18 protein-coding genes are annotated in these 23,828 nt (G+C 63.1%); 13 read left to right on the forward strand and 5 right to left on the reverse strand.

Features of this window, described 5'->3' with window-relative positions; translation table 11 throughout:
* The first annotated feature begins 53 nt into the window (after nucleotides 1-53).
* Complete coding sequence (locus N8A98_RS16570) at nucleotides 54-1,274, forward strand: MFS transporter (RefSeq protein WP_262166905.1); 1,221 nt, start codon at nucleotides 54-56, stop codon at nucleotides 1,272-1,274.
* Between the two features lie 404 nt (nucleotides 1,275-1,678).
* A complete protein-coding gene (locus tag N8A98_RS16575) occupies nucleotides 1,679-2,860 on the forward strand; it encodes an MFS transporter (protein ID WP_262166907.1) in 1,182 nt (393 codons plus the stop codon).
* Between the two features lie 243 nt (nucleotides 2,861-3,103).
* Here the strand turns inward: N8A98_RS16575 and N8A98_RS16580 are convergent, their stop codons facing one another.
* Nucleotides 3,104-8,488 carry an apolipoprotein A-IV repeat region-like domain-containing protein gene (locus N8A98_RS16580; protein ID WP_262166909.1) on the reverse strand — a complete coding sequence of 1,795 codons (5,385 nt, stop codon included), beginning with the start codon at nucleotides 8,486-8,488 and terminating at the stop codon, nucleotides 3,104-3,106.
* 359 nt (nucleotides 8,489-8,847) lie between these two features.
* On the opposite strand from N8A98_RS16580, the gene N8A98_RS16585 reads away from it, so the two are divergent.
* A complete protein-coding gene (locus N8A98_RS16585) occupies nucleotides 8,848-9,243 on the forward strand; it encodes an Hpt domain-containing protein (RefSeq protein ID WP_262166910.1) in 396 nt (131 codons plus the stop codon).
* A gap of 3 nt (nucleotides 9,244-9,246) precedes the next feature.
* On the opposite strand, the gene N8A98_RS16590 is transcribed toward N8A98_RS16585, so the two are convergent.
* Nucleotides 9,247-9,945 carry a methyltransferase family protein gene (locus N8A98_RS16590; protein WP_262166912.1) on the reverse strand — a complete coding sequence of 233 codons (699 nt, stop codon included), beginning with the start codon at nucleotides 9,943-9,945 and terminating at the stop codon, nucleotides 9,247-9,249.
* A gap of 170 nt (nucleotides 9,946-10,115) precedes the next feature.
* Between N8A98_RS16590 and N8A98_RS16595 the strand changes: the two genes are divergently transcribed.
* From N8A98_RS16595 to N8A98_RS16635, 9 genes are all read left to right on the forward strand, one after another.
* Nucleotides 10,116-11,717: a peptide chain release factor 3 gene (locus N8A98_RS16595; protein WP_262166913.1), complete on the forward strand. Its 1,602-nt coding sequence runs from the start codon at nucleotides 10,116-10,118 to the stop codon at nucleotides 11,715-11,717.
* Nucleotides 11,714-12,886, forward strand: coding sequence for a class I SAM-dependent methyltransferase (locus tag N8A98_RS16600; protein WP_262166915.1), 1,173 nt, complete (start codon nucleotides 11,714-11,716; stop codon nucleotides 12,884-12,886). The genes N8A98_RS16595 and N8A98_RS16600 overlap by 4 nt, the downstream gene beginning before the upstream one ends.
* A gap of 88 nt (nucleotides 12,887-12,974) precedes the next feature.
* Nucleotides 12,975-13,295 (forward strand): 2Fe-2S iron-sulfur cluster-binding protein, encoded by a 321-nt coding sequence (locus tag N8A98_RS16605; protein ID WP_113123788.1) that lies wholly within the window; start codon nucleotides 12,975-12,977, stop codon nucleotides 13,293-13,295.
* 360 nt (nucleotides 13,296-13,655) lie between these two features.
* On the forward strand, nucleotides 13,656-15,050 hold the full coding sequence (gene cysG / locus N8A98_RS16610) for a siroheme synthase CysG (protein ID WP_262166918.1): 1,395 nt from the start codon (nucleotides 13,656-13,658) through the stop codon (nucleotides 15,048-15,050).
* A gap of 4 nt (nucleotides 15,051-15,054) precedes the next feature.
* Nucleotides 15,055-15,378, forward strand: a complete 324-nt coding sequence (locus N8A98_RS16615; protein WP_262166920.1) for a DUF2849 domain-containing protein — start codon at nucleotides 15,055-15,057, stop codon at nucleotides 15,376-15,378.
* On the forward strand, nucleotides 15,365-17,023 hold the full coding sequence (locus N8A98_RS16620) for a nitrite/sulfite reductase (protein WP_262166921.1): 1,659 nt from the start codon (nucleotides 15,365-15,367) through the stop codon (nucleotides 17,021-17,023). Before N8A98_RS16615 ends, N8A98_RS16620 begins: the two co-directional genes overlap by 14 nt.
* Nucleotides 17,010-18,284 (forward strand): phosphoadenylyl-sulfate reductase, encoded by a 1,275-nt coding sequence (locus N8A98_RS16625; protein ID WP_262166923.1) that lies wholly within the window; start codon nucleotides 17,010-17,012, stop codon nucleotides 18,282-18,284. Before N8A98_RS16620 ends, N8A98_RS16625 begins: the two co-directional genes overlap by 14 nt.
* Nucleotides 18,285-18,435: 151 nt before the next feature.
* Nucleotides 18,436-19,461, forward strand: coding sequence for an NAD(P)/FAD-dependent oxidoreductase (locus N8A98_RS16630; RefSeq protein ID WP_262166924.1), 1,026 nt, complete (start codon nucleotides 18,436-18,438; stop codon nucleotides 19,459-19,461).
* Nucleotides 19,462-19,552: 91 nt separating this feature from the next.
* On the forward strand, nucleotides 19,553-19,873 hold the full coding sequence (locus tag N8A98_RS16635) for a 2Fe-2S iron-sulfur cluster-binding protein (protein ID WP_262166925.1): 321 nt from the start codon (nucleotides 19,553-19,555) through the stop codon (nucleotides 19,871-19,873).
* 136 nt (nucleotides 19,874-20,009) lie between these two features.
* Here N8A98_RS16635 and N8A98_RS16640 read toward each other — a convergent pair whose 3' ends face one another.
* Entirely contained in the window at nucleotides 20,010-20,582 is a 573-nt protein-coding gene (locus tag N8A98_RS16640; RefSeq protein WP_262166926.1) for an NADPH-dependent FMN reductase, read from the reverse strand.
* Nucleotides 20,583-20,677: 95 nt separating this feature from the next.
* On the opposite strand from N8A98_RS16640, the gene N8A98_RS16645 reads away from it, so the two are divergent.
* Entirely contained in the window at nucleotides 20,678-21,100 is a 423-nt protein-coding gene (locus N8A98_RS16645; RefSeq protein ID WP_113123780.1) for a winged helix-turn-helix transcriptional regulator, read from the forward strand.
* Nucleotides 21,101-21,267: 167 nt separating this feature from the next.
* Here the strand turns inward: N8A98_RS16645 and N8A98_RS16650 are convergent, their stop codons facing one another.
* Together N8A98_RS16650 and N8A98_RS16655 are read right to left on the reverse strand one after the other, a co-directional pair.
* Complete coding sequence (locus tag N8A98_RS16650; protein ID WP_262166928.1) at nucleotides 21,268-22,284, reverse strand: YcjF family protein; 1,017 nt, start codon at nucleotides 22,282-22,284, stop codon at nucleotides 21,268-21,270.
* Complete coding sequence (locus N8A98_RS16655; RefSeq protein WP_262166930.1) at nucleotides 22,281-23,732, reverse strand: YcjX family GTP-binding protein; 1,452 nt, start codon at nucleotides 23,730-23,732, stop codon at nucleotides 22,281-22,283. The genes N8A98_RS16650 and N8A98_RS16655 overlap by 4 nt, the downstream gene beginning before the upstream one ends.
* Nucleotides 23,733-23,828: the final 96 nt, after the last annotated feature.

Consider the following 23,828-nt stretch of genomic DNA (forward strand, 5'->3'; position numbering starts at 1 on the left):
GGCGCATTGTTCGGCAGATTGATTTTATGTGATTTCCCCGGAGCCAGTCTGCGATGGGTTCGCCTTTGGCAGCGCGCCTTCGTTCGCCCGCTGTCCGTACCAGTATTTTCTACGCGACCCTGTTTACCTCGGGCGCGGTCTCCAATCCGTTCCTGCCGATCTGGCTCAGCGAGCGCGGCATCGGCACCGGCGAAATCGGCGTTATCAATGCCGCGCCGATCTTTGCAATGATCGTCATCAACATGATTGTGGGCCGGCTGGCCGACCGGGCCAGCGACTGGCGCACTGTCATCGTCATCGGTTCCATCATCGCCGCCATCCCGCCAATTTTCCTGCTGTTCCGGGATGATTATGTCTCCATCTTGATCATCTGGACGCTGCTGATCGTGCCGTTCCAGGCCATCGCCCCGGTGGTCGATGCTGCCGCCTATCGCATGACGCGCCGTACCGGCATGGATTTCGGCGCCATCCGCGTCTGGGGCACGATCGGCTTTGTCGCCGTGACGCTGGTGGCGGGCGTAGTGCTCGACCGCATGGGCGCAGGAGCCTTCGTGCCGCTGCTCATCGCGGTCAGCCTCCTTCGCGCGCTGGTGTCGCTCGGCCTGCCGCTGTTCCGCTCGCCCGACGAATATTCGCGCCCCATGCATCCCATCGACGCGCCGATCAATCCGCTGATCGCCATTCGTCTCGGCCAGCTCTGGCGGCCGTGGTTCCTGATGACGCTGATCGGCGCCGCGCTGCTGCATGGCAGCCACATGATGCAGATGGGCTTTGGCGCACTGATCTGGGCCGAGGAGGGGATACCCGGCTGGGTCATCGGCATATTATGGGCGGTCGCGCCCACTGCCGAAATCCTCGCCATGGTCTATTTCGAGCGCATCACCAAGCGTTTCGCCGCCCGCCACCTGATCCTGCTCGGCTGCCTTTGCGGCGCGCTGCGCTGGTGGGGCTTTGCGCTCGAGCCCGATATCTGGGTGCTGGTCCTGCTGCAAACCCTGCATCTGGCGACGGTGGGTCTCACCTTCCTCGGCATCACCAATTTCATCGCCAATTGGACCAGCGAGGATATCGCTGCCGAAGCGCAGAGCTTTTTCGTAATGATCCGCCAAGTGGTGACCGTGGTGACCCTGCTGGGCTTCGGCATCCTTGCCGGCACGATGGGGGCAGGGGCGTTTTACGTCGCGGCCATCCTGAGTGCCATCGGTGCGGTCATGGTGGTGGTGTCGCTGGTGTTGATGAATCCGAAGCGCGAAAATGCGCAGGTGGTGATTTGAGGGCTGGGAAGACCTCAATCACAGTAGACCTCATGGTGAGCTTGTCGAACCACGAGGTCGTGGCCCGATGCTATCCCACCCACGATGTCACCCCGGCGTAGGCCGGGGCCCATCCTGAGATCGTGCCTCCGGCCGCAAGGTGTGTGGGTGACCAGGGTGGTGGTCAGGCGTCCTGACGGCGCTTTGTGACATATCGAGACGGGCCCCGGCCTACGCCGGGGTGACACCGAGCATGGCGAGCTAGGCCGCAAAGAAGCACGGGGTACTCCAATCCTCCCGCCCCCCGTCACCCGAATGTCGCACCGGCAATTGTAACGATTGCAACGTCACAAATCCCCTTGCCTTCGCCACAAAGCCAAGCGAACAAAGGTGCCGGGCGCTGATTTGCCCGGGGTTCACTTTTCATGGCATCCGTTCTGTCGCGCTGGGCCTCGCCCGAGCTGCGCGCTTCGATTTTTCATTTCACCGTCTATCTGCCTGGTGCCGTCAGCAGTGTTTATCTGGCGATCTGGCTGGCCGAGCATGGCATTCCCGCCGAGCAGATCGGTGTCATCAATGCCCTGCCGGTCCTGCTGCTGCTGGGCATCAACATGCTGGTCGGACGGCTGGCCGACCGGGCCAGCGACTGGCGTTCGACCATCCTGATCGTCTCCCTGCTCAGCGGCGCGGCACCGATCGGGCTGTTCTTCGTCCATGAATTCTGGGGCATCGTGCTGGTCTGGCTGCTCTGCACCATCCCCGGCGGGCTGGTGCCGCCGCTGACCGACGCGGCGACGTTGCGCCTGGCGCAGCGCACCGGCACCGATTTCGGCAGCATGCGCGCCTGGGGCACGATCGGCTATGTGATCGGCACGGCCTTGGTGGGTCTCGCCGTCACCGCCTATGGTACGGCCGCTTTCGTGCCGCTGTTCTTCGCCGTTTCGGTGGGCCGGGCGATCATCGGCTTCACCCTGCCGCGCTTCCGGGCGCCCGCACCGGTCGCCACCCTGGCCGATGCCAATCCGGAAAAGCCGCGTCTGTCTTCCGCCCTCAAGCTCTGGTTCGTACTGCCCATCCTGGGCTTCGCGCTGGTCAATTCCAACAATGCGGTGGTGGGTGGCTTCGGCGCGCTGATCTGGCACGACAATGGCATTCCCGACTATTTCATCGGCCCCTTGCTCGCGACTGCCGCCGCTGCCGAAGCCATTCTGATGGTCATGTGGCGGCGTTTTGGCGGGCGCGTCAGTGCGCGCAACATGATCCTGGTGGCCTGCGCGGCCTCCTTGCTGCGCTTTTTCATCATGGCGTTCAATCCGCCCGTCGCCGTGCTGTTCGTCACCCAGACGCTGCATGCTTTCAGCTTTGGCATGGGGTATTTCGGCGTGGTGCATTTCATCGCCAATTGGACCAGCGAAGACATTGCCGCCGAAGCGCAGGGCTTTGCCACCATGCTGCAGCAGGGCGCCGCCTTCGTGTCGCTGATGCTGTTCGGTGTGCTGGTCAGTCATCTCGGCGCTGGCGCGTTTTTCGCGTCTGCGCTGTTTGCGCTGCTAGGCATGGGATGTGTGTTGTGGTCGCTGAAGCTCAAACCACCCAAGGATGCGTGAGGCACGACCTCGTGGCACTTCATCCTGCCCAATCATGCAAAACAGAGGTTCCCGCTTTCGCGGGAAATGACATCGTGGGTGCGGTGGTTTCAAGTGAGCTGAACCCACGGGAACTCCCCACAAATCCTCACCACCACAATGTCATTCCCGCGAAAGCGGGAACCTCCGTTTCCTTCTTTCCCACACTCCTAAACAAAAAGGCCCCGGTTTCCCGGGGCCTTTTTAGTTCTGTCCACCTAAGGCTTAGCTCAAGCGGCCGCTCGCATGGGCCAGGGTCGTGTAGACCTTGCCGCGATCGCTCAGCAGGTATTCGCGGGTCTCCGCAGCAGGGCGGGGGCCGGCGGCGGCGCGTTTCAGCAGCTGCTCGAACTCGCTCATATAGGCCTGCGCGGTGCGGGCGAAGTCGGGTTCGCGCTGCAGCTTCTTGCGCACGTCGTCATAGGTGCCCTGGCCGGTCAGCGTATAGATGCGGCGCGAGAACACGTTGGACTCGCCGGCCTGGTAGCGGGCCCAGGCTTCGGCCAGCGCGGCGTCGTCGATGGCCCGGGCAATCTCGTCGGTCAGGCCCGACAGACCGGCCTGCGGCTGGGTGCTGGCCTGCTTGGCCGTGGCATTGCGCAACACGTCGCGGAGCCAGCCGCCTTCGCCCTGCGGGGCGGCATCGGCTTCCACCGCTGCCTGGGCATCCACGTCGCGCTGCGGCGCTGCGGCACGGGCAGGTTCGGGCTGACGAACAGGTTCAGGCTGGCGCACGGGCTCGGTGGTGCGGATCGGGTCGACCAGCGTCTGGCGCGGCGGCTCGCGATAGGTGTCGCGCGGGGCCTGATAGGCCGGGGCTTCCTGGCGCGGTTCAGTGCGCGGGGCAGGGCGCTGCGGCGGGCGGCGGTCGTTGAGGTCGAGCGTGGCCGGCTGGCTGCGCACGATGGCATTGAGTTCGCTCAGCGCCTCGATCTGCTCGGCCACGACGCGGCGCATGGCAGCGGCACTGGCGCGGGTTTCCTCGGGCAGCTCGTTGACGCCGCGAGCCAGTTCGGCGCGGGTGGCTTCGAGTTCGCTGCCCACTTCCTTGGCCGTCTGGCGCATGGCCCGCGCAGTGTCGTTGAAGCGCTGGGTGGCTTCTTCCATCGCCTTCTGCATTTCGGCGATCATCTGCTGCTGCGCTTGCTGCAGGGCCGCATTGGCGCGGCGACCTTCGGCATCGGCACTGTCGCGGAAATCGCCGAGACGGCTGCTGACTTCGCCCGAAGTTTCGTCCAGTGCCTGGCGGAACGTGCCGGTGGTCTGGTCGATGGCGTTGCGCAGCTGGCCGGTATTGGAGGCAATCGCCCCACGAACAGAAGCGGTCGAATCCGCAATGGTGTCGGCCAGCGTGCTGGTCGTCGTGGTCAGCACATCGGTGACATTGCCGGCGGTCGAAGCCAGCACGTCACTGACGCGGTTGGCGTTTTCTTCCAGTGCGTTGTTGACCTGGCTGGTCTGATCGCTGAGCGCCAGGCGAACCGAGGAGGCCGTCTGGTTGAGCGCATTGGCGGCAGCTTCGGCGGCACGCTGCACGGCGCCATCGACCTGGGCGGCATTGCTCGACAGGGTCGAGGTGAACCGCTGGTTGGTCTGGTAGAGCGCGTCGTTGACATCGGCGGTCGAGGACTGGATGGCCTCGGTAATGGTTGCCGTGGTGGCTTCCAGCGTTTCGGCAACCGAGCCGGTGGTGGCCTGCAGGGCCTCGTCCATGGCGCGGCGGGCGCCGATCAAACGGCGTTCCGTGTCATTGACCGTATCGGCGATCGACTGCGCGAACATGCGCATGCGGCCATCGATATCGTCGGCGCGGCTGGCAAAGCTCTGGGCTAGGGCATCCATGGCGCCGCGGCGATCTTCGAGCGTAATAAGAGCGGTTTCGCTGGTCGAGCTGAGCTCGTGCGACACCTGCTGCATATTGGCTGCTTCCGCATCGAGCCGGCCGAGCACGGTCGAGAATTCGTCGACCATGGAGCGGATGGTGGATTGCAGCGCGCCAACATGCTGGCTGACCATGACGCCGGCCTGTTCGGTCTGCCCGATGGCATCGCGAATGGTGTTGGAATAGGTCGAGGTCTGCTGGGCGACTGATGTCTCGAGATTGGCCAGGTTTGCCGTCGAGGCATCGAGCACCCGCTGCAGCAGCAGGTTCGAGTCATTGAGCTTGCCGAGCGCGGCGGTGACATCGGTGAGGATGCGCGAGGTCGAGACGGCCATGATGGCCTCGGCTTCCTTGGCATTCTCGCCCAGGGCGTCGCGCAGCAGATTACCATGGCTGAGCAGGGCGTTCTGCAACTGGTCGGAGCGATCGCTGACCAGAGCCGCAAAGGCATTGGTATGCTCTTCGACCGAGCGATTGATGTCGGTGAGGCGGGTTTCGATCGAGCCCACGGCGTCAGGCGCCTTGACGGTCAGCAATTGATCGATATTACCCGCAGCAGCGCGGATCAGGTCGAGCACATTGCGCACCGCGCCGTCCATGCGGTCGGCCGTGGCGGTGACGTCGGTGGCGATATTTTCCGTCGCTGCCGTGATGCGGGTCGCGATGGTTTCCTCGATCCGGTCGGCGCCGGCTTCGAGATCCGCCATGGACTGGGTGATCGAGGTATTGATCGAGGCGTTGAGCGCGGCCAGCCGTTCGGCCGTGATATCGGCACGGGCGGTGATGGCCTCGGGCAGGGTGCCCAGGCGCTGGTCGACCATGTCGGTAATGGCGCGACGAGCCGAATTGACGCCGCTCTCGATGAGGTCGGCGGCCTTGCGGGCGCTTTCGCCCACGGTGGCGCTGGCCGCGTCGATGCGGGCGGACACGCCATGCTCGGCGTCGGAAATGCGCGAAATAGCGCTGTCGAGGCCGGTGCCCAGATGCGTGTTCACCTCGGCCACCTTCTCGGCGATCATGTCCGACATGGTGGTGACGCGCTCGTTCATCGTCTCGGTGACATTGTGCAGCGAGGTTTCGATCTTGGTGCGGGCTTCTTCGCCCTGCAGCGCAATGGCGTCGGCCAGTTCGCTGGTGCGCAGGCCGATGGTTTCGCCCATCGAGGCGGTGTGCGTTTCCAGCGTGTCGCTGAGTGCCTGGGTGCGCTGATTGAGGGCTTCGCTGAGCGCCAGGGTGCGGGTGCCCACGGCCTGGGCCAACTGCTGGGTGCCGCTGTCGAGCGTGGTGCGCAGCTGCGCCGAGCGTTCGTCCAGCGCGCCGGTCAGCGTGGTGGTGTGATCGGCCAATTGGCTGGTCAGCGTTTCGGTGCGCTCGCTGAGCTGAGTGGCCAGCAATTCGGTGCGTTCATCGAGCTGGCTGGCCAGGTTCCCGGTGCGGGATTCGATTTCCAGCGCCAGCGCCGAGGTGCGTTCCGATAGCGTATCGGCCAGCCGCGTGGTGCGGCCCGAGATCGCCTGGTCGAATTCGGAGGTGCCGGCCGAAAGGGCGTCGCCCAGTTCCTGGCTGCGCACGCGGATGGCTTCGCTCATATCGGTGGCGCGGGTGCTGAGCGTTTCGTCCAGTTCGAGCACGCGGGTTTCGATGGCGCTGGTGATTTCGCCGGCGCGGCTGCTCAGAATGCCGTCGAGCTTCTGGGTGCGGCCGTCGAGGGTTTCGGCGAGCTGGCTGACATGGCCTTCAAGCGAAGCCGCGAGGGCCTGGCTGCGGCTACCAATGTCTTCGGAAATGGCGCGGGCCTTGGCGCCCAGCACTTCGCCCAGTTCGCGGGTCTTTTCGCTAATGGCGCTGTCAAAGCGGCCGGATTCTTCGTTGAGCGCCATTTCGAGCACATTGGCGCGGGCGGCGAAGCTGGTGCCCTGCGCTTCAAGGCGCGCGATCAGGCTATCGCCCTTGTCGCCGATAACGCCATCGAGCGTGCCCAGGCGGGTGTCGAGAATGGCAGCGATTTCGGTCAGCCGGGCATCGAACTGGCTGAGCGAATCCTGGCCGGCAGAGGAGAGGGTGATGCGGGCGCGGTCGGACGTGTCGTCCAGCGCCCCGTTGATTTCGATCAGCGCCGATTGCAGGCGGCTATCCATGGCGTTGAGCTGGATGGACACCGATTCATCGAGCTGGCGGGTGAGGGCATTGAGCAGCACCTCGGCTTCGCGCGAGCGGCCGGTAATGTCGTCGGCAATCTTTTGGCCAATCAGGTCCAGCGCGCCGGTCACTTCATGGCCGCGGTCGCGCAATTGGCCGAGCAGGGAGGTGCTGCCATCGCTGAGCAGGCCCGAAATGGTCGCGGTGCGTTCGTCGAGCGCGGTGGCGAGACGACCGGTGGTTTCGTCGAGCGTTTCGGACAGGCGGCCGGTCGTGCCATCCAGCAGGTTGGCGAGCTTTTCGGCGCGAGCGTCGAAGGCCGACGCCAGGTTGCCGGTGCGGCTGTCCATCGCCTCGGCGATGCGGCCGCTGGTGCCTTCGAGCAGGCCCGCCAGGTTCGCCGTGCGGTCTTCGAAGCTGCCGGCAATGGCGCCGGTGCGTTCCTCGATCAGCCGGGTGCGCTCATCCATGGCGGCGGCGATGGTGGAGGCATGGCCGTCAAGGGCGTCGGTCAGCGCGGCAATGCGGCCTTCAACGCCGGCATTGAGCGTGCCGGCACGCTCGTCGAGGGCGCCGGTCATGGCCGCGGTCTTGTCGTCGAAGGTCAGCGACAGGCGGCCGGCGCTATCGTCGAGCGCCGAAATGAAGTCGGTGGTGCGGTTGTCGACCAGCGAGACGAAATTCTCCGTCCGCTCGCCAAAGGCGTTGGTCAGCGTATTGCCGGCGGTTTCGAGCGCGCGCGTCAGGTTGCCGCCGCTTTCCACGATGGTGCCGGAAATGCGCTGGCTGATCATGTCGAGGTCGAACACCAGGCCCGTATGGCTCTCGGTGATGGCTTCGCGCACGCGTTCGGTATTGGTCAAAACGCTTTCGCGCTGGCTGGCCAGTTCGGCGATCAGCGCCCGCATGCGCGATTCATTGTCCGAATAGGTGCGTTCGAGCGCGGTGACCTCGTTGTGGATCATCACTTCGAGCTCGCCGGCGCGCGACAAAGCGCGTTCCAGCCCGTCGCCCAGCGCATTGACTTCGCGGCGCACGGCCTGCCCCACCGAAGCGACCTTGTCGGCAGCGGTGACTTCGGGTTCGGCTAGGCGGATGGCGGCCTGGGTGATCGAGGAGGCTGCGTTGCGCAGGTCCTGGGCACGGCGGAACAGAGTGGCGACGCCGAAAAAGCCCAGCACGGGGAGGATCATGATGGCGGCGAGCGCGATGAAATCGATGCTGCTGGCAAACTGGCCGAAATTGCTGAGCTGGCTGCCATAGCGCAGATAACCGGCTGCGCCCGTAGCCACGAGCCAGATGATCGAGAGTGCCAGCGCTACCCAGGTGGGAGCCGAGGATGAACGGCTCTGCAGCGTATACAGCAGCTTGGAGGTGGGGAAGCGATCGTCATTGGCCACGGCGCCGGCCTGCTGGGCGATCTTATCGGCGGCGCGCAGGCGCTCTGACCGCGCAGGATTGGCCGTGCGCTTTTCCGGGGCCTTTTCCGGCGCGCTGTCGAGATTGAAGACCGAGTCCTTGAGGGCGTCTTCAACGGCAGAAAAAGCCAGGGCGGCGGGATCGTTTGGGGGTGTCGAATTCTGCGCCATACTCTTTACTACTCTCGCGTCGACTTCACAGCGATCGGGCGGCAAACTGGCGGTGTGTTAACCCCCAACCCGTTTCCGGGCCGATGGTCAAATGGAAACAATTCGATGCAAATGCCGCGCATTATTTCCGCACCACCGCCGCCGCGCGCTGGTTCAAAATCCATACATACATTCAATTTTACTCAAACCGAACGCTTTCTTACCCAAAGGTTAATTTTTTGGGGAGAACGAGGGCCATCAAAAACGGCAAAGAACGGCGAAGATGTGGCTTAATCGCCTGTTCATCCGGGGCTCCTAAGCTTGTGCAGCGGTTTTGTCCCTGTGGGCTGCGTCGCCGCTTTTGTTAAGGAGTTCGACGGATGGCCCAGCGGTTCCCCGCGCTCGACAGAGCCAGTCCTGTCCTTGCCCCGCGCCGGGCGCGCCCCATCGATCTGGTGTATTTGGCCAAGCAATGCCTGGGCGATGCCGCGCTGGAACACGAAATGCTACGCCTGTTCGACACCACGATCCAAACTTACCTGACGCGGCTCCTCGCCGCCGAGGCTCCCGATCAGGTCCTGTTCACCCTCCACACCATCAAAGGCGCCGCCGCCGGCGTGGGCGCATTCGCCATAGCCGATCTCGCTAAAGCCATGGAAGCGGACGCCAGGGCCGGGATGAGCACCAATCCCGAGCAGTTGGACGACCTCAAAATAGCGGTGGAGGAAGTTAGCGTGTTTGTTGAGGACGTGCTGAGCAAGGATATGCGGGCGTAGGGATTACCAAACCCCGGGCACCCACCGATACTGAACCCGCAGCGCATAATCCGCGTAGCCCGGCAATTCCTGCTGCAGCGTGCGATCCTCAATAATTGTCCGCATCACCAAAGCCGCGATCACAAGGGCCGCGGGCAGCAGCGCCACCAGCGAGCCGAGAACCAGCGCCACGCTGATCGCCAACAAAGCGCCACTGACATAGCCGGGATGCCGCACCAGCGCGTAGGGGCCGGTATCGATCACCGTGTGCTGCCGGTCGGTCTGGATGCGGACACCCGGCTCGAAATGCCGGTTCCTGGCCTGTGGCCAGATTTGCCCGGCAAAGCTCAGCACGAACAGCAGATAGCCGACGACGACCAGCCAATCGGAGGCCTGCAGCCAGGCGAAGCGATAATCGAGCCCGGCCACCGGCAACAGTGCGGCCAGCCCGCCGATGATGAGGATCAGGAAGATATAGTCCCACCACTTGGTGCCGGCCTGTACACGCGAGCGGGCGACGAAGATCTCCGGATTGGTACGCCACAGGATGCCGACCGAGACCAGCATGGCCGCGATGAAGGCGGCCATGAACCACCAGCCACGTAACCAGTTGAGCGTGCCGGCCGTGCCGAACAACAGCGCTGCCACGATGACAACGGTGACGACCAGCGAAATCATGGATTTTTGCAGGGCCCGCCGTTGTGCCTCGTTTGCCTGGACCATGGTGCGCTCCCATTCGCGGGTGAGTGGCAAGGCTATGCTTGATCCTTACTGGCTTCAACCGTGCCATCCGGTTGCGGCATTTGACCACCACCCTTGCCTTCCCCTATAGAGCGCCCAATATTTGTTGCGCTTCGCAGCCCGCCGATCCGGGCGCCCAAAGGCAAGTTTCCATGAGCATGTCCCTCGCCGCCGAGACGCCGTCTCGCGCCATCACTGAGCCCTATCGCACTCGCCGGACCTTTGCGATCATTTCGCACCCGGACGCGGGCAAGACCACGCTGACCGAGCGGCTGCTGGCTGCTGCCGGCGCGATCCAGTCTGCCGGCGCGGTGCGCGGCAAGGCGGGCACCCGCTCGACCCGTTCGGACTGGATGGAAATGGAGCAGCAGCGCGGCATTTCCATCACCTCCTCGGTGATGACCTTTGATTATGACGGGCTGACACTGAACCTGCTCGACACGCCCGGCCACTCGGACTTTTCCGAGGACACCTATCGAACCCTAACCGCGGTCGACGCCGCCATCATGGTGATCGACGCCGCCAAGGGCATCGAAGCCCAGACCCTGAAACTGTTCGAAGTCTGCCGCCTGCGCGACATCCCGATCATCACCTTCATCAATAAGGTGGATCGCGAGGGCCTTTCCCCGCTCGAACTGATCGACGAAATCCAGGGCAAGCTGGCGCTCGATCTGACACCCGTGCTGTGGCCGATCGGGCAGGGCGTCGATTTCCACGGTTATCTGGACCTGTTGGAAAAGCGCGTGCTGAGCCCGCAGGGCAAGCCGATTGCCGAATATAATGCCATCGAAGACCTGCTCGATAACGACGCGCTTATCGAAGACCCCGTCTTCATGACGGCGCTCGAAACTCTGGAAATGGCCACGGCCATGCTGCCGCCCTTCGATCTCGAAACCTTCCACGCCGGACATTTGAGCCCCGTGCTGTTCGGCTCGGCCCTCAAGGGCATTGGCGTGGCTGAACTACTGCGTACGCTGGGCGAATGGGGCCCCGAGCCCCGCCCGCAGCCCGCCATTCCCGCACCCATCGAGCCAGCCGACAAAAAGGTCACCGGCTTTGTGTTCAAGGTGCAGGCCAATATGGATGCCAACCACCGCGACCGCATCGCCTTTGTCCGCCTTTGCTCGGGCACCTTCACCCGCGGCATGCGTCTGAAGAACGTGCGTTCGGGCAAGGACATGGCCGTGTCCAACCCGATGTTCTTCTTCGGCAATGACCGCGAATTGGCCGAACAGGCCGTTGCCGGCGACATTGTCGGCATCCCCAATCACGGCACCCTCTCGGTCGGCGATACGCTCACCGAGGGCGCGACGATCAACGTGACGGGCATTCCCAACTTCGCGCCGGAAATCATCCGCCGCGTGCGCCTCACCGACCATATGAAGACCAAGCAGATGGCCAAGGCCCTCTCGGACCTGTCCGAAGAGGGCGTCACCCAGGTGTTCCGCCGCGTCGTCGGTGCGGATTGGATCGTGGGCGTTGTCGGCCAGCTGCAGCTCGAAGTGCTGAGCTCGCGCGTCGCCAAGGAATATGGCGTGCCTATCACCTTTGAGAGCCTCAATTACGAAGTCGCCCGCTGGATCGAGAGCGATGATCCCAAGGAATTGGAACGCTTCATCGCCGCCCAGAAGATGAATATTGCCGAGGATCGCACCGGCTCCCCGGTTTTCCTCGCGCAAAACGCCTGGTGGGCCGACCGCGCCAAGCAGGATTTCCCAAAAATCCGCTTCCTCACCACGAAGGAACGGCATTGACCGACCGTATCGAAGAGTTCCTGAGCGCGGTGAAATCGGCCTTTGCCGGCAATAGCCTGGTCAAGCTGAAACTGGCCGGCTATCACGGCGGCGAAGCCGATCTTAAATCCATCGACGTCAAGAAGATCGTCGCCAAGGGGGTGGAGAAGTTCAGCTTCACCTTCCACTACAAAACGCGCGACATCATCAAAAATCAGATTCAGGCCGAGGCCCTGGGCAATCTGCGCATTGCCCTCAAGGACGAGTTCCGCAGCGCCCAGCTCGCGACCACCGAGTTCGATTTAAGCTTTGAGCGCAATGGCGACAAAATCCGCCTCAAGCGCAGTGAAGTCGCCGGCCGCGAAGCTCCTTCGACCGATCACAACCGCGCCAAGAACCGCCCGCTATCCGAGACCAATAAGCCGTATCTGCATGCCCTTGGCATTACCGGCAAGGATGGCGTGGTGCGCAACGACGCGCAGGATAAGTTCCGCCAGATCAACAAGATGGTCGAAATCTTTGCCCCCTTGATTCAGGCGATCAAGGCCGAGAAACCCCGCATCGTCGACATGGGCGCCGGCAAGGGGTATCTGGATTTCGCGCTCTACGATTACCTCGCCAATGTCGCCAATCGCCCCGCCGAGATCGTCGGCGTTGAAATGCGCGACAAGCTGGTCGAAGACGGCAACGCCACTGCCGCCCAGTCCGGTTTCGACGGCCTGAGCTTCCAGCCCGGCACTATTCTGGACCACGACGCGACGGGCGCCGACGCCGTCATCGCGCTGCATGCCTGCGACACGGCTACCGATGACGCCATCTACAAAGGCATTGCCGTCGGCGCTTCCTTAATCGCCGTCGCCCCCTGCTGCCACAAGCAAATCCGCCGCCAGATGGAAGCCGGCAAGCCCGAGGACGCGCTATCGAACCTGCTCCGCCACGGCATCTTCATGGAACGGCAGGCCGAGATGGTCACCGATGCCCTGCGCGCGCTTTATCTTGAGCTGAACGGCTACCGCACCAAGGTGTTCGAGTTCGTCTCCGACGCGCACACGCCCAAGAACAATCTGATCGTCGCCGAAAAGGACGGCCGCGTCGGCCGCGACCGCGATGCGATCCTCAAGCAGATAAGTGACACCAAGGCCATGTTCGGCATCGAGCGGCATTATCTTGAGGGTCTGCTGGGGCTCTGAGGGCGCAATCCCGCAATGCCGTGCGCAGGGTTCCTAAACCGTCCCCCAGCCTCTATATCCTTGGTGAACAGCAAGCCCTTAGAGACCAATGACCAAGATCACTTTCGTCCAGCAGGACGGCGAACGCATCGAGACTGAAGGCCAGAACGGCGCCACCGTGATGGAAACCGCCATCATGAACGGCATACCGGGCATCGTGGCCGAATGCGGCGGCGCCTGCACCTGCGCCACCTGCCATGTCTATGTCGATGACGCCTGGACCGAAACGGTTGGCGGCCCCTCGAACATGGAAGAAGACATGCTCGACTTCGCCTTCGACGTGAAAGCCAGCAGCCGCTTGTCGTGCCAGATCAAGGTCAAAGACGAGCTGGACGGCCTCGTCGTGCATGTGCCGAGCCGTCAGGGCTGAGCGGCGCACTCCCCCGGCACATACTTCACTGGGCTGAGACCCGGTACTATCCTCCCCACCGTTCTCCCTCGGACTTGATCCGAGGGCCGCTCTCAGCGCGGCCGGAATGCGAGAAGACCTCGGATCAAGTCCGAGGGAGACGTGGTGGGCGTTGTCTGATCCAGTTACCGCACCGCCACAGCGAGTAAAATTTTCTCCGCTTCCCCGGCGGAAAGATTCATTTAGCGGGTTTGTGGTATTCCCATTGTCGGCGTTCCACGCCATGCCCCGCTAGGGAAATATAAAAGCTATTGAATTTCAACGCCTTGTGTATTCGGGCCAGAGTGGATTATTTTGCCCACCACTCACAACAGGGTTCCAATGGGTTACCTCAACACATTTCCGTTGAGCTACAAGGTACAGGGTCTGCGCATCGTCATCGTCGGCGGTGGTGAAGAAGCCCTCAACAAAGCCCGGCTGGTGACTAAGACGACCGCTCAGGTCGTGATTATATCCCCTCAGATCGAAGCCGACTTTTCCGGCCTCTCCGTCACCCTGATCGAGCGCGATTTCATCGCCGCCGATCTCGACAATACGGCTCTGGTTTTCGTCGCCGAAGAGAGCGCCGCGGCCGACCGCGCCAAGGTTGAGGCCCGCGCTCGTGGCATCCCGCTCAACGTGGTCGATGTTCCCGCCGAATGCGATTTCTACACGCCCTCCATCGTTGACCGTGCGCCCCTGACCGTCGCCATCTCCACCGAAGGCGATGCGCCGGTTCTGGCCCGTCTGGTCCGCGCCCGGATCGAAGCGATGCTGTCGCCCCGCATTGGCAAAATCGCGAGGCTTGCCGGTGGGTTGCGCCACAAGGTTGAGAGCCTGATTCACGATGGTGCTGCCCGCCGCCGCTTTTACGAAGCGCTGGTGACCTCGCCCGCCATTGAGGCCGCCGAAGCCGCAGGGCAGGGCGTCAGTGCCGCCGAAACCCTGCTGGCTCAGCACGCTGACACGGCCCACGCTAATGGCGTTGTCTGGCTGATCGGCGCCGGTCCGGGTTCGGAAGACCTGCTCACCCTGCGCGCCCAGCGACTGCTGCAGGAAGCCGATGTCATCGTGCATGATCAACTCGTGCCCGATGCCGTGGTGCAGATGGGCCGCCGCGATGCCGAGCAGATTTCGGTGGGCAAGGCCAAGGGCCACCACAGCTTCAGCCAGGCCCAGATCAACACGCTGATCGTTCGCCTCGCCAAGGAGGGCAAAAAGGTTGCCCGCCTCAAATCCGGCGATCCGATGATCTTCGGTCGCGCCGGCGAGGAAATCGCCGCCCTGCGCAAGGCTGGCGTGCCCTATCAGATCGTGCCCGGCGTCAGTGCTGCGCTTGCCGCTGCCGCGGACACCGCCACTCCGGTCACCCTACGCAAAGTCTCGAGCGGCTTCGTCATGGCTACCGCGCATGGCGCCGACGATGGCGACCTGACCCATTGGGCGGCCCTGGCCCAATCCGGTCTGACGCTGGCGCTTTACATGGGCAAGTCCATCGCCCCAGACGTTGCCGCCCGCCTGATCGAGCAGGGCGCCAGCCCCGCGCTGCCCATCGGCATCGTGGTCAATGCGGGCCGGGCCGACAAATCCACCTATTGCGGAACTCTGGGGACGCTGGCGGCCAATGCCGTGGCGTTTGCCGATGGTCCGGCAATCATTTTCGTAGGCGAAGCCGTTGAGGCCGGTGATTGGGCAGATGCGGCCCAGCTTACCGGCATGAGCTTCAAGGTAGCATAGCAGCATGGAAATTCTGACCGGCAATGAGCTGATATCGGGGGCGACGGTTTACCTCGACGCCCACAACAATTGGGTCGAGGACCTGCAAGCCGCCCGGCTCTTCGGCAAGGAGGAGACGGCCGAGCGCGATGCAGCCTTGATCGCGACCAAGGCCGGCGGTCGCGTCATCAGTCTCGAGATCGAGGAAGTGAGCCAACTGGACGGCGTTGTCGTCCCCAAGCGCTTGCGCGAACGCATAAGGGCAGCGGGTCCTACCGCGCCCCTGACATTGAACGGCGAGATCTACGACCGCCAGCATCTGGGTGAGGACGGTCATGTATCGATATGACGAATTCGACGCGGCTTTCGTTGCGGGCCGCACCAGCCAATTTGCCGATCAGGTCAGGCGTCGCCTGTCGGGCGAGCTGAGCGAAGACCAGTTCCGCCCCCTGCGGCTGATGAACGGGCTCTACCTGCAATTGCACGCCTATATGCTGCGCATTGCGGTGCCCTATGGCACGCTATCGAGCAAGCAGATGCGCAAGTTCGCCCATATCGCCCGCACCTATGATCGCGGCTATGGCCACTTCACGACGCGGCAGAACATCCAGTTCAACTGGCCCAAGCTCAAGGACATTCCGGTGATCCTGGAAGAGTTGGCTTCGGTCGAAATGCATGCCATCCAGACCTCGGGCAATTGCATCCGCAATGTCACGGCCGACCATTTCGCGGGCGCCGCCGCCGACGAAATCATCGATCCGCGCCCGATTGCCGAAATCCTGCGCCAATGGTCGAGCCTGCATCCCGAATTCAGCTATCTGCCGCGCAAGTTCAAGATCGCCATTACCGGCGCGCCGAATGACCGCGCCGCCATCCGCTTCCACGATATCGGCCTGCAGGCAGCCACCAATGCCGCGGGCGAAATCGGTTGGGAAGTCTGGGTTGGCGGCGGTCTGGGTCGCACGCCGATGATCGGCAAGCTGATCAACAGCTTCGTGCCCAATGAGCACCTGCTGGCGTATCTTGAATCCATCATGCGGGTCTATAACCGCTATGGCCGCCGCGATAACAAGTACAAGGCGCGCATCAAGATTCTGGTGCACGAAGAAGGCCTTGAGACCATCAAGGGGCAGGTGGAAGCCGAGTTCGCCGAAGTGCGCGGTGGTGTGCTGACACTGCCGGCCGAGGAAGTGGACCGCATCACGGCCTATTTCGCGCCGCCGCAATTCAAGGCCCAGCCCGCCACCAAGATCGATGTGGCCTACCAGTCCATCATAGATCCCGCCTATGGCCGCTGGCTCGATCACAATATCAATTCGCATCGCGAGCCGGGTTATGCCTCGGTCACCATCTCACTCAAGCCGGTTGGCGGCGCCCCGGGCGATGCCACCGACAAGCAGATGGACGATATTGCCGATATTGCCGAGCGCTATGCGTTCGACGAATTGCGCGTGACCCACGAGCAGAACCTGGTCCTGCCCCATGTCGCCATTGCCGACCTGCGCGCCATCTATGACGCACTGGTCGCCACCGGCCTCGCCGAAGGCAACAATGGGCTGATCACCGACATGATCTGCTGCCCGGGCCTCGATTTCTGCGCCTTGGCCAATGCCCGCTCGATCCCCATCGCGCAGGAAATCTCCAAGAAATTCGCCGAGCCCAAGCGGCAGGCCGAAATCGGCGATCTCAAGATCAAGATTTCCGGCTGCATCAATGCCTGCGGCCACCACCATGTCGGTCACATCGGCATTCTGGGCGTCGAGAAAAAGGGCGGCGAACTCTATCAGATCACCCTGGGCGGTGACGCCACCGAGCACGCTTCCGTGGGCAAGATCATCGGCCCCGGCTTTGAGGCTGATGCCGTGCCCGGCGCCATCGAAACGCTGGTCGATACCTATATCGCCAAGCGCACCAGCGCTGACGAAAGCTTCATCGCCGCCTATCGCCGCCTGGGCGAAGCGCCGTTCAAGGAGGCCCTCTATGGCAATGCCTAAATTGGCCCCCGTTCCGGCCGCGCATGACAAATTGCGCGCGCTCGGCATTCTGGCGCTCAATGGTATGTTCGACGAAATGGATGCTGTCGGCGTCCTCCGCCAGGCCGCCAGCGAAATCCTCGCGGGCGATCTGGCTGTCGTGTCGTCCTTTGGTGCGGACTCCGCCGTGCTGCTGCACCTGGTCGCGCAGGTCGATCCGAGCCTGCCGGTCTATTTCCTCGAAACCGGCAAGCACTTCCGCGAAACGCTGGACTATGTCGAAACGCTGAAAAAGCATCTCGGCCTGATCAATGTGCATGCCCTCCATCCCAATTCCGAGGATGTGAAGCGGTTCGACCCGACCGGCGACCTGTGGGAAACCGACCCTGACTCTTGCTGCCATATCCGCAAGACCGAGCCGCTGGAGCCGGTCACCGAGCAATATGGCGGCTGGGTCACGGGCCGCAAGCGCTTCCAGACCAAGGAGCGCGGCGTGCTGCCGCATTTCGAGCTGACGAGCGACGATCGCATCAAGGTCAATCCGCTGGCCTATTTCTCCGATGCCGATGTCAACCAATACAAGATCGACCACGGCTTGCCCGAGCACCCGCTCTTCGCTAAGGGCTACAAGTCGATCGGTTGCGCGCCCTGCACCTCGGTAGTTGCCGAGGGCGAGGACCCGCGAGCCGGCCGGTGGCGCGGCCTCAACAAAAAAGAGTGCGGCATCCATTTCGATTTCAACGGAGCGATCGCCAAGCCGATGACTGCCGCGACCAAACACACTCTGTGGAAGGATGGCGCCTTCATCGCTGACCCATTCCATGAATGGGCCGAAGGCGACGACCCCGCGACCGTCAGCTACAAGCACGTGCCGCTGGCCGTGTTCCTGGCCAATCGCGATGCCGTGCTGGCCAATCCGCATCCGCTGGGCCTGCTGATCGTTCCGGGCGACCGGATCGAGGACGCAGAGGCTGATCTGGGCCGCTTTGCCTCCATCGCCATCAAATTCCCCGCCTTTACCGATGGGCGAGGTTATTCAGTGAGCCGGCTGCTGGCCGAGCGCCATGGATATGGCAATGAAATCCGCGCGATAGGCGATGTGCTTCAGGATCAGATTCCGCTGATGCGCCGCTGCGGCTTCAATGCCTTTGTGGTGACCCATGAACCCACAAGGCAGGCGCTGATCGAAAATCGCCTGCCCGAGGTGGCGCTGTTCTACCAGCCAGTGGGCATTACCGAAGTCCCCGCCGGCACGCGCCCCTTCCTTCGCCGCGCCCATTGAGGTAAGTGGAGCGGGTTTATCACATTAACCCACCGGGTCACTCCCGCGAAAGCGGGAACCCCCGTTTTGCTGAAACAGAGGTTCCCGCTTTGCCGGGAATGACACCGAGGTAAACTGTCATGCCTCGGCAAGAACGGACTTTGAGAAAAGCATGAGCACTGAAATCGTCACCGACGTTGTTGTGATTGGCGCGGGCCCCTGTGGGCTGTTTGCGGCCTTCGAACTCGGGTTGCTCGACCTCAAATGCCATTTCATCGACATTCTGGACCGCCCCGGCGGGCAGTGTGCCGAGCTTTATCCCGAAAAGCCGATCTATGACATTCCCGGCTTCCCGGTGGTGACCGGCCAGGATCTGACCGACAATCTGATGGCTCAGATCGCGCCGTTTGCGCCCGAGTTCCACTTCAATCGCATGGTCAATTCCATCGAGAAGCAGGAAGACGGCTCGTTCAAGCTGGCAACTGATGCCGACGAGATTTTCCACGCCAAGGTGGTGGTCATCGCTGCCGGCGGCGGCTCGTTCCAGCCCAAGCGCCCGCCGGTCGACAATATCGAAGCCTTTGAAAACAAGTCGGTGTTCTATTCCGTCCGCAAGATGGACGACTTCCGCGACCAGGACGTGGTGATTGTCGGCGGCGGCGATTCCGCCCTCGACTGGACGCTCAACCTGCAGCCCATCGTGCGCTCGCTGACCCTGGTGCACCGCCGCGCCGTGTTCAAAGCAGCTCCCGCTTCGGTCAACAAGATGCAGGAGCTGGTGGGCGAGGGGAAGATCAATTTCCTCACCGGCCAGATCGGCAAGCTCGATGGCGAGAACGGCCAGATCAACCATGTGCACCTGACCACCGATGCCGGCGATCTCTCGGTGCCCGCAACGCGCCTGCTGCCCTTCTTTGGTCTCACCATGAAGCTGGGTCCGGTGGCCGATTGGGGCCTTGAGCTCAACGACAACACGATCAAGGTCGATACCGAAAAGTTCGAGACCTCGGTGCCCGGCATTTTCGCCATTGGCGATATCAATTGGTATCCGGGCAAGCTCAAGCTGATCCTCAGCGGTTTCCACGAAGCGGCCCTGATGGCCCAGGCCGCCAAGAAGATCGTCTCGCCGGACGAGCGCGTGGTGTTCCAATACACCACCAGCTCCACCAAGCTGCAGAAGAAGCTGGGCGTGGCTTAAAACCCCAAGTCTGCCGAACAGTCTGCGGGCTTTCCCCTTGCGGGGGAGGCCGGGAGGGGGGTATGGACGCCCCGGAGTTGAGGAAGCGCCCATGAAAATCCAAGTCACCGACCAGGCCGGCGACGTCCACGAGCTTGAAGGGCTCGAGGGCTGGCGCGCCATGGAAGTGATCCGTGACTGGGGCCTCAACATCAAGGCCGAATGCGGCGGCGCGCTCAGCTGCGCCACCTGCCATGTCTATGTCGACAAGGACTGGATGGACGCAGTTGGCGCCCCCAGCGACGAGGAAGAGGACATGCTCGACAGCGTCGGCGACGTCCGCGCCAATTCGCGCCTCTCCTGCCAGATATTGATGAGCGACGCGCTGGATGGCCTCAAGCTGACTTTGGCGCCGAGTGCTGCCAAGGACTGAGCCGGCAAAGGCTCAGCACTGCCCCAATTTTGTTCCACCTACAGTGTCATCCCCGCGAAAGCGGGGACCTCTGTTTTGGGGGCCGGAGAAGGAAACAGAGGTTCCCGCTTTCGCGGGAATGACATTGTGGGTGGATCTATTCCGCAGCAACGTCCAGCGCGACGTCCCCATAGCGCTCGATGAACGCGGCAAACTTGTCCGTCCAACCCGAGAGGAACGTCGCCGTTGCCTCGTCGGTCACTTCCAGGTCGTCCGTGATCAGGCCCGGCTTCATGGTGAAATACATTTCCGGCTGGCCCATCAGGATCAGGCCATAGACGGGCAGGATGGACCGCAGATGGCCCTGGCCCGCCGCCGTACCAACGGCGCCAACCGAGGCGCCAATCAGTGCGGTGGGTTTGCCATGCCAGGAGCTTTGTCCCCAGGGCCGCGAGCCCCAGTCCAGCGCGTTCTTGATCAGCGCGGGGAAGGAGCGGTTGAATTCGGGCATGGCGATCAGCACGGCGTCGGCGCTTTCCACCAGCTGCTTGAACTGGGTGACCGCCGCCGGCGGGTTGCTCCACAATTCATTGTCGTAATGGGGCAGGCTGCCCAGATCGGCATAGCTGAATTTCAGCTTGCCGCCGGCCAGCTTTTCCAGCGTCCGGGTCAGCTGGCGGTTGATGGAATTGGGGCTCAGGCTGCCAACGAGGACGGCGACGGTTTTCATGATAAAGCCTATGGTATCCGTTAGAGACTGAGGCTATATGAGTGACTATATCCAATGCCGCAAGACGGCACTTTTGCGATACGATAGGCACCTGAATGAAACCAATTGAGCCCCACCACGATTGCCGCCCGGTCAGCGAAATCCTGCATCAGATTGGCGGCAAGTGGACTGTTTTGATCATCAACAAGCTCAGCGAAGGCCCGATGCGCTTCGGCGAAATCAAGCGGGTCATCGGCGGCATCAGCCAGAAAGTGCTGACTGCTACGCTGCGCGATCTGGAAATGGACGGGTTTGTCACCCGCACGGTAACGCCATCGATTCCCCCCAGGGTCGATTACGAATTGACCGAGCTGGGCCGCGACCTGCAGGGGCCGCTGCAAGCGCTGGGCAATTGGGCTGTCAACAACCGCCCCAAAGTCATCGCCGCCCGGATGCGCTATTTCGACGCCCACCCCGACGCCATGCCCAAGCCCAAGGGCCGGGTTGTGCTGCACCAGCCAATGCAGGCGGCGGAATAGGCATCTTGCTCTGAGTTCGATGTGGTCGCCTCCCTCCCCTTGAGGGGAGGGATCGAGGGCGGGGGTGCTGAGGTCCCCACGAATATTGAGCATTTGGAGGCCGCAGCACCCCCACCCTAACCCTCCCCTTAAGGGGGGGGATTGATCGTGGTTCGCTGTCGCCGGGACTAACTCGCCTTCCCCGCATCCGCCGTAACCTTGGTCAGTTCCGGAATAAAATCTCGCACCATGGGCTGCTTCTGCGTTTCGAACGGCAGCGGCCGCACCACGCGCATGGCGGCAATGCCCACCCGAACCGTCATCAGCCCATTGACCACGCCTTCGCCCAGCCGTGCCGATAGCTTGGCCGCCAGTCCCTGGCCCACCAGCTGCTCGACAATGCCATCGGTCAGCACCAGACCCCCCGTCACCGCCAGATGCGCCAGCACGGCCCCGGTGAGCCGCCAGGAGCCGAAAAAGCCTGGGCGGGCCCCGTACAGCGCTGCGATGGCCCCGGCAAGCCGAATGCTCTCGTAGATCACGAAGGCAATGTCGACCAAGGCGCGCGGCGACACCGCCGTCACCAGCGCCACGCGCCGCGCCGAGGCCGCCGTCAGCGTCTTGGCCCGCGCATCGAGCGGCGCCATCAGGCTCCGCTCGGCCAGCGCAATGGCCTCATGCCCGTCGAACAGATGCGGCAGATTATCGGCCACATGCTGCCGCGCCCGCGCCAGATCGGGCCGAGCCGCATAAATGGCTTCCAGCCGCTCCACCACATGCCTGGCCCTGTGCTGGTCATTGTCGGCGGTCGCCTGTGCCGCGTCGTTCCGCAGATGATCGAGCACCTTCAGCCGCCGCAGCGCAAACATTTCCCGCGCCGCCAGCACCAATACGGCCAGCACGAACAGCACCAGCACGCCGATGCCGACCCAGCCCAGCCATTCATTGCGCTCGAACAGGTCGCGGATCAGCCGGTCAGCGGCCAGCCCCAGCCCCGCCGATACCAGCACGCCACCCGTCGTCCAGGCCAGCCGCCCAAGCCAGCCCATGGGGCGTGGCGGCGGCGCGGCTAGGGTTTCATCCACGGCCGGGTCAAAATCGATCTCGGCAATCTCCACCTTGGCCGGCGCAAAGGCGCGCGGCACGCGGAGTGCCTCATTATCCTCGGTGATCGTTGCTGTCGGGCGGGCAATAGGGCGTTTCATGCGAGCCAATCTCCCACCAGATAGTCCAGCGCCCGGTCAAACCGGATATGGGGCAGCACCACGTCGCCCGCCGCATTGCGGTCGAGCTTTTGCGGCGGGGTGAAGCGCAGGAAGTTCAGCGCCACGGGCGTCCCATCCTCGAACAATGAATCCGGCCGCTCCGGCAAGTCGCCGGGGAATAGAGCAATTTCGGTTTTGCCGTCATAGCTCGTGCCATCTAGCACTTCGCCGGCCATGGGCGTGCCGATAATGGTCGGCAGCGTCTCGCCATTCTCGACAATGCTGCCTTCACGCGTCGCGCGAATGCCCGCCAACGCAATGGATTTGGTTTCCGCGCCGGCAAAGCGCGCTCGCTTGCTGGCGCTGGCCACCAGCCGGTTGAGGATCGCCTCCAGCCGGTCGTGGCTAGTGTGATGCACATGGTCGGCCTTGGTCGCGGCAAACAGGATGCGGTCGATCTTGCGCATGAACGGGCGCAGCAGCGGATTGCTCTCGCCCTGCCGGAAACAGGACAGCACCGCCGTCAGCGCCGTCTCGAGATCGGCCACCGCGGCAGGCCCGGCATTGAGCGCCCGCAGCGTATCCACCAGCACCACCTGCCGGTCCAGCCGGGCAAAATGATCGCGGAAGAATGGCCGCACGATCCGGTCCTTATAGGCCTCGTAGCGATGCTCCAGCATGGCATAGAGGCTCGATGAGCGGGCGCGCTGGTCCGAAGGCGGCAGCGGCGCAAAGGTTAGCGCGGGCGAGCCCTCAAGATCACCCGGCAGCAGGAACCGGCCCGGGGGCAGGGTGGACAGCGCCCCATGCTCCCGGCTCCGCCTGAGATAATCGGTAAACGCCGCCGCGAGCTTTTCCGCATCGGGATCGTTGGCCTCCTTGTGCGGATCAATCGACCCCAGCAGTTCAAGGAACGGCTTGGCCTCCTTGCCCGATCCGGGGCGATGCGCCCGCTCCAGCGCCTCGGCGCTCCATTCGGCAAAGGACAGGCTCAGCAGCGGCAGGTCCAAAATCCATTCGCCGGGATAATCGACAATATCAAGATTCAGCGTCGAAGGCCCGCGCAGCCCCGAATACCAGTGCTTGGACTGATATTTGAGCACGATGCGCAGTTGCGAAATTTGCCGCGTGCTATCGGGCCAGGTCGGCGTCTTGCCGGTCAGCGCTTCGAGATGCCGCTCATAAGCGAAGCGGGGAATGGTCGCGTCGGGATATTCAGCCAGCCGCGCGCCGATGAACCGCCCTTCGGCCAGTGGCGTGAACCCCGGCAGGCGGCCACCTGTCAGCAAATTATGCACCAGCGCGGTAATGAAAATGGTCTTGCCCGCCCGGCTCAGCCCGGTCACCCCCAGCCGCAGCGTCGGGGTAAAGGCGCCGGTCGCGGCGTCGCTCAGATTGGCCAGGGCAATGCCCAGTTCATCCACGATGGTGGTTGGAGATTGAGCCAAACGTCGAGCCTCCCATGTGCCCGCAGAAGGTAAGGGCTAGTGGCGACAATGCAAGAGCGGCGTGCAAGGGGCTATCCACAGGCGATGAATCCGCCC

This window comes from Devosia neptuniae (assembly GCF_025452235.1).
Lineage (GTDB): Bacteria > Pseudomonadota > Alphaproteobacteria > Rhizobiales > Devosiaceae > Devosia.